Source organism: Variovorax sp. 20P10.2.4 (assembly GCF_058244205.1).
In genome coordinates this window covers 1-8,586 of sequence record NZ_JBZAYE010000300.1, presented here as the reverse complement: position 1 = coordinate 8,586, position 8,586 = coordinate 1, and the positions used below count along the sequence as shown (strand labels likewise).

The window sequence follows — 8,586 nt, the reverse complement described above, 5'->3', positions numbered from 1 at the left end:
TCGTCGGGCGCCTCGTAGGCGGCGGCGCGGAACAGCAGGCCGCCGCGGCTGCCGTCGGCGCCCGAGAAGGGCACGCAGGCCGCGAACGGGAAGGCCGCCATCAGCGCCTGCAGCGCCCGGCGCGCGGCCAGCGCGTCGTCGTCGGGCAGCCAGGCCATGGCCAGCAGCGACCAGGGCAGCTCGGCCTTGAGGATCTTGACCGGCACGTGCTTGAGCTCGGGCTGCTTCGAGATGGGGCAGTACGCCGGCGTGGTGACGGCATTGATGCCCGCGAGCGGCGTGCCGCTGGAGGACGAGCCGCCCAGGTACTCGCCGCCCCAGTGCATCGCGACGAAGGCCTGGTCGGGCGCGATCTCCTCGCTGGCGCGCGCGGGCAGCAGGATCGAGCCGCGCCGCGAGCTCAGGTGCACCAGGTCGCCCTCGCGTAGCGCGCGCCGCGCCATGTCCTGCGGATTCATCTGCACCGCAGGCTCGGCCACGTGGCCGAACAGCCGGCCGACGTTGCCGGTGCGGCTCATGCCGTGCCACTGGTCGCGCAGCCGGCCGGTGTTGAGCGAGAACGGCCAGCGCGGTTCGCGCGGCTCGGCCAGCGGGCGGTAGACGGTGTCGACGAAGCGCGCGCGGCCGTCGGGCGTGGGGAACACGCCGTCTTCGTACAGGCGCGCGCGGCCGGCCGTCTCGCCCTCGCGCAGCGGCCATTGCTGCGGGCCGGCGTGCTCGAGCATCGCCCAGCTCAGGCCGGTGATGTCGAGGTCGCGCCCGCGCGTCGATTCGCGGTGCTCGTTCCAGACCGACTCGGCGTTCTCGTAGGGAAACAGCGTGGCCGCGCGGCCCAGCCTCGCCTCGAGCCGGCGCGCGAATTCGGCCGCGATCGACCAGTCGTGGCGTGCTTCGCCGGCCGGCGGCACGGCGGGGCGCACGCGCGAGATGCGGCGTTCGCTGTTGGTGACCGTGCCTTCCTTCTCGCCCCAGGTGGTGGCCGGCAGCAGCAGGTCGGCGTAGGCGCAGGTGGCGGTGGTGGCGAAGGCTTCCTGCACCACCACGAACTCGGCGCGCTCGAGCGCGCGGCGCACCGTGGCCTGGTCGGGCATCGACTGGGCCGGGTTGGTGCAGGCGATCCACAGCGCGCGGATCTCGCCGTCGGCCGCGGCCTGGAACATCTCGACCGCGGTCTTGCCGGGCCGCGCGGGCACCGAGGGCACGCCCCAGAGCGCCGCCACTTCGGCGCGGTGCGCGGGGTTCGCGAGGTCGCGGTGCGCGCTCAGCAGGTTCGCGAGGCCGCCGACCTCGCGCCCGCCCATCGCATTGGGCTGGCCGGTGAGCGAGAACGGCCCCGCGCCCGCGCGCCCGATCTGGCCCGTAGCCAGGTGCAGGTTGATCAGCGCGGCATTCTTCGCGGTGCCGCTCGAGGACTGGTTGAGGCCCTGGCAGTACAGGCTCAGCGTGGCCGGCGAGGTGGCGAACAGCCGGGCCGCCTCGAACAGCTGCTCGGTCGACAGGCCGCAGACCCGTGCCACCGTCTCGGGCGTGCAGTCGCCCACCGTGGCCTTCAGCGCCTCGAAGCCGCTGGTGTGGGCCGCGATGTAGTCGGCGTCGATCCAGCCTTCGCGCAGCATCAGGTGCAGCATGCCGTTGAACAGCATCACGTCGGTGCCCGGCTGCAGCGGCAGGAACAGGTCGGCGATCTCCACCGTGTCGGTGCGGCGCGGGTCGGCCACCACGATCTTCAGCGCCGGGTTGGCGGCCTTCGCGTCCTCGATGCGTCGAAACAGGATCGGATGGGCCCAGGCGGTGTTGCTGCCGACGATGAACAGGCACTGCGCATGCCGCAGGTCGTCGTAGCAGGCGGGCGGCGCGTCGGCGCCCAGCGTTTGCTTGTAGCCGGCCACCGCGCTGCTCATGCACAGGCGCGAGTTGGTGTCGATGTTGTTGGTGCCGACCAGGCCCTTGGCGAGCTTGTTGAAGACGTAGTAGTCCTCGGTGAGCAGCTGGCCCGAGACGTAGAAGCCGACCGCGTCGGGGCCGTGCGCCTGCACGATGCCGGCGAAGCGGCTGACCGCATCGTCGAGCGCCGCGTCCCAGCCCAGCGGCTGCGGTGCCTCGCCGCGGCGCGCGCGCTGCATCGGGCGCAGCAGCCGCGTCTGGCGCGTGATCGGTGCGCTGGCCGTCAGGTGCAGGGTCGAGCCCTTGGTGCAGAGGCGGCCGAAGTTGGCCGGATGGTCCGGGTCGCCGCGCACGCCGGTGATCTGCGCGCCCTCGGACTCGATGATCACGCCGCAGCCGACGCCGCAGTAGGGGCAGGTGGAGCGGGTGTCGGTCATGCGGCTGCCTTGGGTTCGCCCTCGCCACCGGCATCGCCGGCCAGGGCCTCGCCGAACATCAGCCGGTCGCGGATCTCCTGCACGCTGCGCCCCTCGCGCACCAGCTCGTAGTACCAGCTGCCGTCCACCGTGTCGCCGTAGAGGCAGGCGCCCACCAGCTTGTCGTCCTTGAGCACCAGCTTCTTGTAGACGCCGCCGAAGGGGTCGCTCATCACGATCTCCTCGGTGCCTTCGCCGCCCATGAACTCGCCCGCGCTGAACAGGTCGATGCCCGTGACCTTGAGCTTGGTCGAGGTCAGCGAGCCCTGGTAGCGGCCGATGCCGAACTGCGCGAGATGGTTGGCCGCCACCTTGGCCTGCTCGAACAGCGGCGCCACCAGGCCGTAGGCGATGCCGCGGTGCGCCGCGCATTCGCCGACCGCGTAGATGCGCGCGTCGGTCACGGTCTGCAGGGTGTCGGTGACCACGATGCCGCGGTGGCAGTGCAGCCGCATGCGCTCGGCCAGCTCGACGTTGGGGCGGATGCCCACGGCCATCACGACCAGGTCGGCCCGGACCTCGCTGCCGTCCTTGAAGCGGATCGCGGTGACGCGGCCATGTTCGCCGCCGACCAGTTCCTGGGTCTGCGCGCCCATCCTGAACTTCAGGCCGCGCTCCTCGAGCGACTGCTGCAGCAGCCGGGCCGCGGCCTCGTCGAGCTGGCGTTCCATGAGCCAGGGCATGACGTGCACCACCGTCACCTCCATGCCGCGCCGCATCAGGCCGTTGGCGGCCTCGAGGCCCAGGAGGCCGCCGCCGATCACCACCGCGTGGCGGTGCGTGCGCGCGGTCTCGATCATGCAGTCGGTGTCGGCGATGTCGCGGTAGGCGATCACGCCCTCGAGCTCCTTGCCGGGCACCGGCAGCATGAAGGGGGTGGAGCCGGTGCAGACCAGCAGGCGGTCGTAGGCGGCCTCGGTGCCGTCGTCGGCGCGCACGATGCGCTTCACGCGGTCGACCTCGACCACCTTCTTTCCGGCATGCACCGCGATGCCGTGGTCCCGGTACCAGTCCCAGCCGTTGAGCACGATCTCGTCGAGCGTCTGCTCGCCCGCGAGCACCGGCGACAACATGATGCGGTTGTAGTTGGGATGCGGCTCGGCGCCGAACACCGTGATGTCGTAGAGGCCGGGCGCGATCTTCAGCAGCTCCTCGAGCGTGCGCACGCCGGCCATGCCGTTGCCGATCAGCACGAGTTTCATCTTCTTCATGGGGCCCTGCCTTTCTGCGACCGAGCGGATATCGAGCGGGCGAGGCGCTGGTGCGCACCTGTGCGCCGGGCGGCCCGGCGCGCGCCCGAGTCAGGCCGCGGCCTTCTCCACGTGCCCCTGGCGCGTGTAGAGGAAGTCGATCACGGCCTTGCGCGCATGCACGTAGGCCGGGTCCTCCGCGAGCTCGACGCGGTTGCGCGGGCGCGGGATGTCGACCGTGAGCACCTCGCCGATGGTGGCGGCCGGGCCGTTGGTCAGCATCACGATGCGGTCGCTCAGCAGCACGGCCTCGTCCACGTCGTGCGTGACCATCACGACCGTGCTGCGCGTCTTCTGCACGATCGCCAGCAGCTCGTCCTGCAGCTTGGCGCGCGTGAGGGCGTCGAGCGCGCCGAAGGGCTCGTCCATCAGCAGCACCTTGGGCTCCATCGACAGCGCGCGCGCGATGCCCACGCGCTGCTTCATGCCGCCCGAGATCTCGCCGGGGCGCTTCTGCGCCGCCGGCGTGAGGCCGACCAGCGCCAGCGCCGCGTCGGTGCGCGCGCGCAACTGCGCCTTGTTCTCGGTGGCGGCGAACACCCGCTCGACCGCGAGGTAGACGTTCTCGAAGCAGGTGAGCCAGGGCAGCAGCGAGTGGTTCTGGAACACCACGGCGCGCTCGGGGCCCGGGCCCTTGATCTCCTTGTTGGCGCACAGCAGCGCGCCCGCGGTGGGCGTGGTGAGGCCGGCGATCAGGTTCAGCAGCGTGGACTTGCCGCAGCCCGAGTGGCCGATCAGCGTGATGAACTCGCCCTTGGCCACACCGAGGTGCACGTCGCGCAGCGCGACGAAGCGGCCCTTGGGCGTCTTGAAGGCCTGCTCGACGCCGTGGATCTCGATGTACTTCGATTCGTCGATCATGATTTCACCTCTTCGAACGTGAAGGCCGTCGCGAGCTTGATCAGCGCGAACTCGAGCACCAGTCCGACGATGCCGATCACGAAGATCGCGATGATGATGTTGGCGACGTTGAGGTTGTTCCACTCGTCCCAGACCCAGAAGCCGATGCCCACGCCGCCGGTCAGCATCTCGGCCGCCACGATCACCAGCCAGGCGGTGCCCACGGCCAGCCGCACGCCGGTCAGCATGTAGGGCAGCACGGCCGGGAACAGGATCTTGGTGAGAATCTTCCATTCGCTGAGGTTCAGCACCCTGGCCACGTTCATGTAGTCGCTCGGCACGCGCTGCACGCCCACGGCGGTGTTGATGACCATCGGCCAGATCGAGCAGATGAAGATGGTCCAGATCGCGGCCGGGTTGGCGCCCTTGAACACCAACAGGCCGATCGGCAGCCAGGCCAGCGGCGAGACCGGGCGCAGCAGGCTGATCAGCGGATTGAACATGCGCGCAAGGAACTCGAAGCGCCCGATCGCGAAGCCCGCCGGAATGCCGACCAGCGCCGCGAGGCCGAAGCCCAGCGCCACGCGCTGCAGCGAGGACAGCACATTCCAGCCCACGCCCTGGTCGTTGGGGCCCTTGCTGTAGAAGGGATCGCTGAACACCGTGAGCGCCTGCTGCCAGACCGCCAGCGGCGAGGGGAAGCCGGTGGTGCTGCGCATCGCCACGATCTCCCACACCAGCAGCAGCAGGCCGAAGCCCGCGAGCGGCGGCAGCACGCGCATCCAGAAGGCGCGCAGGTCGAGCGGGGTGCGCGCCTCGGACTTGCGCGCGGGGCGAACGGGCGCCGCGATGACGGCGGCGGGCTTGGCCGCGATGGCCGGAGCCGACGGCGCGGCGACCGCCTCGAGCGGCGAATGGAAGACTGCGCTGACCATGGTGTTCTCCCTATGCATGAAGCTTGAAGGACTCGGCGTACTTCTTCGGGTCCTTGCCGTCCCAGACCGAGCCGTCGAACAGCTTGCTGCTGCGCATCGGGTCCTTGGGCACCGGCGTCTGCGTGGCGGCGGCCGCCTGCTTGTAGATGTCGATGCGGTTGATCTCGGTGGCCACCTTGAGGTAGTCAGGATGCTCCTTGAGCAGGCCCCAGCGCTTGTGCTGCGTGAGGAACCACATGCCGTCCGACAGGTAGGGGAAGCTGACCGCGCCGCCGTTGTAGAACTTCATGTGGTTGGGGTCGTCCCAGCTCTTGCCCAGGCCGTTGACGTAGCGGCCCAGGATGCGCTGGTTGATCGCGTCCACGCTGGTGTTGACGTAGCTCTTGTCGGCGATGGTCTCGGCCATCTTGTTCTTGTTCTGCAGGCCGGTGTCGATCCACTTGCCGGCCTCGAGCACGGCGGCGGTCACGGCGCGCGCGGTGTTCGGGTACTTCTTCGCGAACTCGGCCGTGGTGCCGAGCACCTTCTCGGGATGGTCCTTCCAGATGTCCTGCGTGGTGATGGCCGTGATGCCGATGCCGTCCATGATCGCGCGCTGGCCCCAGGGCTCGCCCACGCAGTAGCCGTCCATGTTGCCCACGCGCATGTTGGCCACCATCTGCGGCGGCGGCACGGTGATGTTCTTGACGTCCTTGAACGGGTCTATGCCGGCCGAGGCGAGCCAGTAGTAGAGCCACATCGCGTGGGTGCCGGTCGGGAAGGTCTGGGCGAAGGTGTATTCGCGCTTCTCGCTGGCGATCAGCTTGGCGAGCGAGGCCGCGTCGACCGCGCCCTTGTCGGCCAGCTTCTTCGACAGCGTGATCGCCTGGCCGTTGTTGTTGAGGGTCATGAGCACGGCCATGTCTTTCTTCGGGCCGCTCAGGCCCAGGTGCATGCCGTAGACCAGGCCGTAGAGCACGTGGGCCATGTCGAGGTCGCCGTTGGCCAGCTTGTCGCGCACGCCGGCCCAGCTCGCCTCCTTGCTCGGCACGATTTTCACGCCGTACTTCTTGTCGATGCCCAGCACCGAGGCCATCACCACGCTGGCGCAGTCGGTCAGCGGGATGAAGCCGATCTTCACTTCCTCCTTCTCGGGCTTGTCGGAGCCCTGGGCCCAGACGGCGGCGCGCAACGCGGGATCGATCCCGACGGCGCCGATGGCGGCGGCCTGCAGCACGCGGCGCCGGCTCAGTTTGGTTTGCAGCGGATCGGACATGGGGCGGACTCCTGCGAAGAGAAAGGCGGAAGACAAAAACGAAAAGGCGTCCTCACCACCGCAGGGGGCTGCTCGCAAACGAGCCAGCCCCGCGGGATAAGGACGCCTTTGTCCGGGTCGGTGGACGGCCCCCGCCATTGGGGGCCCTCTGCCTGGAGGCCCGCAGGCCTCATGCACTGTCTTGAGCAAAGCGCGTGCCAGCCTCGGCGCGCGTGGTTTTGCTATGGCTTTGCTAGCTCGATGCGCCGTATGGGTGCGCCCGGGCCTTCGATTCGGCGGGGAAGGGCGGCCGGCGCGTCGGCAGGCACGGTTGTTGTGCACTGCACCAGAGCGGACCGATCAGCGTGGCAGGTAGTCGGCCATCGCGAGCACCGACTCGGCCACGTCGACCAGCCGGCGGTTCTGGTTCATCGCGGTCTGGCGCAGCATCTTGTGCGCCTCTTCCTCGCTCATCCGGCGGTGCGCCATCAGCAGGCCCTTGGCGCGCTCGACCAGCTTGCGCTCGTTGAGCGAGGCGCGCACGGTCTCGAGCTCGTCGCCCATGACCTGCAGCCGGCGCGACTGCGCCTGCACCATGTCGAGCACCGAGCGCTCGAGCGTGCGGCCGTAGAGCGTGGCGGCCTCGGGCGCGGCGGGGCGCGCGGCGGCCGGTACCGGCGCCAGCACGTCGTCGAAGAAACGCTCGCCGTCGTCGCGCGGCGCCAGGGTGTCGAGCAGGCGCCGGTAGTCCTCGAGCTCGCGCCGCGCCTGTTCGGTCTTGTGGCCGCACTGCAGCCGCAGGTCATCGGCCAACTGGTCCTCGACGGTGCGCATGGCGTCGATGCGCGCGCTGCAGCAGTCGAACCAGGCCTGGCTCAGCCGCGGGTCGGGCAGGCCGCCCGCGGGCGCCGCCCCCGGGTGCACGGTGCCGATGCGGCGCATGCGCTCGAGCCCGGCCAGCGTGCTGTCGCTCTGGCTCTGGCGCCACAGCGCGAGCAGCGCGGGATTGGAGAACTCGGTGAAGACCTGGAAGCAGCGCTCCTGCGACTCGACCAGGTGCAGCCACTGGGCCCGCTGCGCGTCGTCGACGCGGCCCGTGGCGAGGGCGGCGGCGCCGAGGGCGCGCTCCTGGCCCGCGAACTCCTTGCCCTGCATGAAGTTGAACAGCGCCACCAGCAGGCGCGAGATCTCGGGGTCGGTGGCGCCGTCGGCGGCCTCGAACACCACCGACAGCAGCCCCGCGACCAGCTTGGCGAAGGCCGCGGTGGCCTGCGCGGGCTGCAGTTCGAGCGCGCCGATGCGCCGGCGCAGGGCCGGCAGGCCATCGAGGCCCGGCAGCACCCAGGCGATGCGGCTGAACAGCCGCGTGTGGTTGCCGTCGCCCGCGCGGCCTTGCGCCTCGGCCTCGAGCCGGTCGAAGCCCAGCCGCACCGCCTGCTCGAGCGCCACGCACTCGGCGATCTGCGGATCGCGCTGGTCGCCGAAGCGCGCGCCGCGCGAGGCCAGGAAGACATTCGACAGGCCGCGCTCGCGCTGCAGCGCATGCACGAGCCGGCCGACGGCGCCGACCAGCTCGCTGGTGCGCGCGAGCTGCTCGAGCGCGTCGATCTCGCTGCGCCGCGCGGCGATCAGGAAGTGCAGTCCGGATTTCATGGGGTGCCGGACGAGCAGCAACATCCGTGCCGTACCCCCGCGCCAGCAGCCCCTATCGCCCGCCGCCTACACTCGCGGCCATGCTGCTTCTAGGAATCGAATCCTCCTGCGACGAGACCGGCGTGGCGCTGGTCGAGTCGCATGGCGACGCGCTGCCGGTGCTGCGCTCGCATGCGCTGCACAGCCAGATCGCGATGCACCAGGCCTATGGCGGCGTGGTGCCCGAACTCGCGAGCCGCGACCACATCCGCCGCGTGCTGCCGCTGACCGATGCCGTGATGGCCGAGGCCGGGCGCACGCTGGCGGAGGTCGAC

At 70.3% G+C, this 8,586-nt stretch carries 5 protein-coding genes and 2 pseudogenes; 1 reads left to right on the top strand and 6 read right to left on the bottom strand.

Translation table 11 applies throughout. The features are described from left to right. The 6 genes and pseudogenes from AC27VN_RS24345 to AC27VN_RS24320 form a co-directional block, all read right to left on the bottom strand. A partial coding sequence (locus AC27VN_RS24345; RefSeq protein ID WP_490878172.1) for a molybdopterin oxidoreductase family protein occupies positions 1–2,273 on the bottom strand: 2,273 nt, incomplete at its 3' end. Then, positions 2,259–3,571 (bottom strand): annotated as a pseudogene (locus AC27VN_RS24340) (FAD-dependent oxidoreductase); the annotation flags it as partial. The pseudogene AC27VN_RS24340 and the gene AC27VN_RS24345, both read right to left, overlap by 15 nt. A 90-nt stretch (positions 3,572–3,661) precedes the next feature. Then, complete coding sequence (locus AC27VN_RS24335) at positions 3,662–4,471, bottom strand: ABC transporter ATP-binding protein (RefSeq protein WP_093339406.1); 810 nt, start codon at positions 4,469–4,471, stop codon at positions 3,662–3,664. Then, positions 4,468–5,385, bottom strand: coding sequence for a nitrate ABC transporter permease (gene ntrB, locus AC27VN_RS24330; RefSeq protein ID WP_490878171.1), 918 nt, complete (start codon positions 5,383–5,385; stop codon positions 4,468–4,470). The genes AC27VN_RS24335 and ntrB overlap by 4 nt, the downstream gene beginning before the upstream one ends. A gap of 10 nt (positions 5,386–5,395) precedes the next feature. Beyond that, positions 5,396–6,640: a CmpA/NrtA family ABC transporter substrate-binding protein gene (locus AC27VN_RS24325; RefSeq protein WP_057592152.1), complete on the bottom strand. Its 1,245-nt coding sequence runs from the start codon at positions 6,638–6,640 to the stop codon at positions 5,396–5,398. A gap of 339 nt (positions 6,641–6,979) precedes the next feature. Next, positions 6,980–8,272 (bottom strand): nitrate- and nitrite sensing domain-containing protein, encoded by a 1,293-nt coding sequence (locus AC27VN_RS24320; protein WP_490878170.1) that lies wholly within the window; start codon positions 8,270–8,272, stop codon positions 6,980–6,982. 80 nt (positions 8,273–8,352) lie between these two features. On the opposite strand from AC27VN_RS24320, the pseudogene AC27VN_RS24315 reads away from it, so the two are divergent. Continuing rightward, a pseudogene (locus AC27VN_RS24315) lies at positions 8,353–8,586 on the top strand (tRNA (adenosine(37)-N6)-threonylcarbamoyltransferase complex transferase subunit TsaD); the annotation flags it as partial.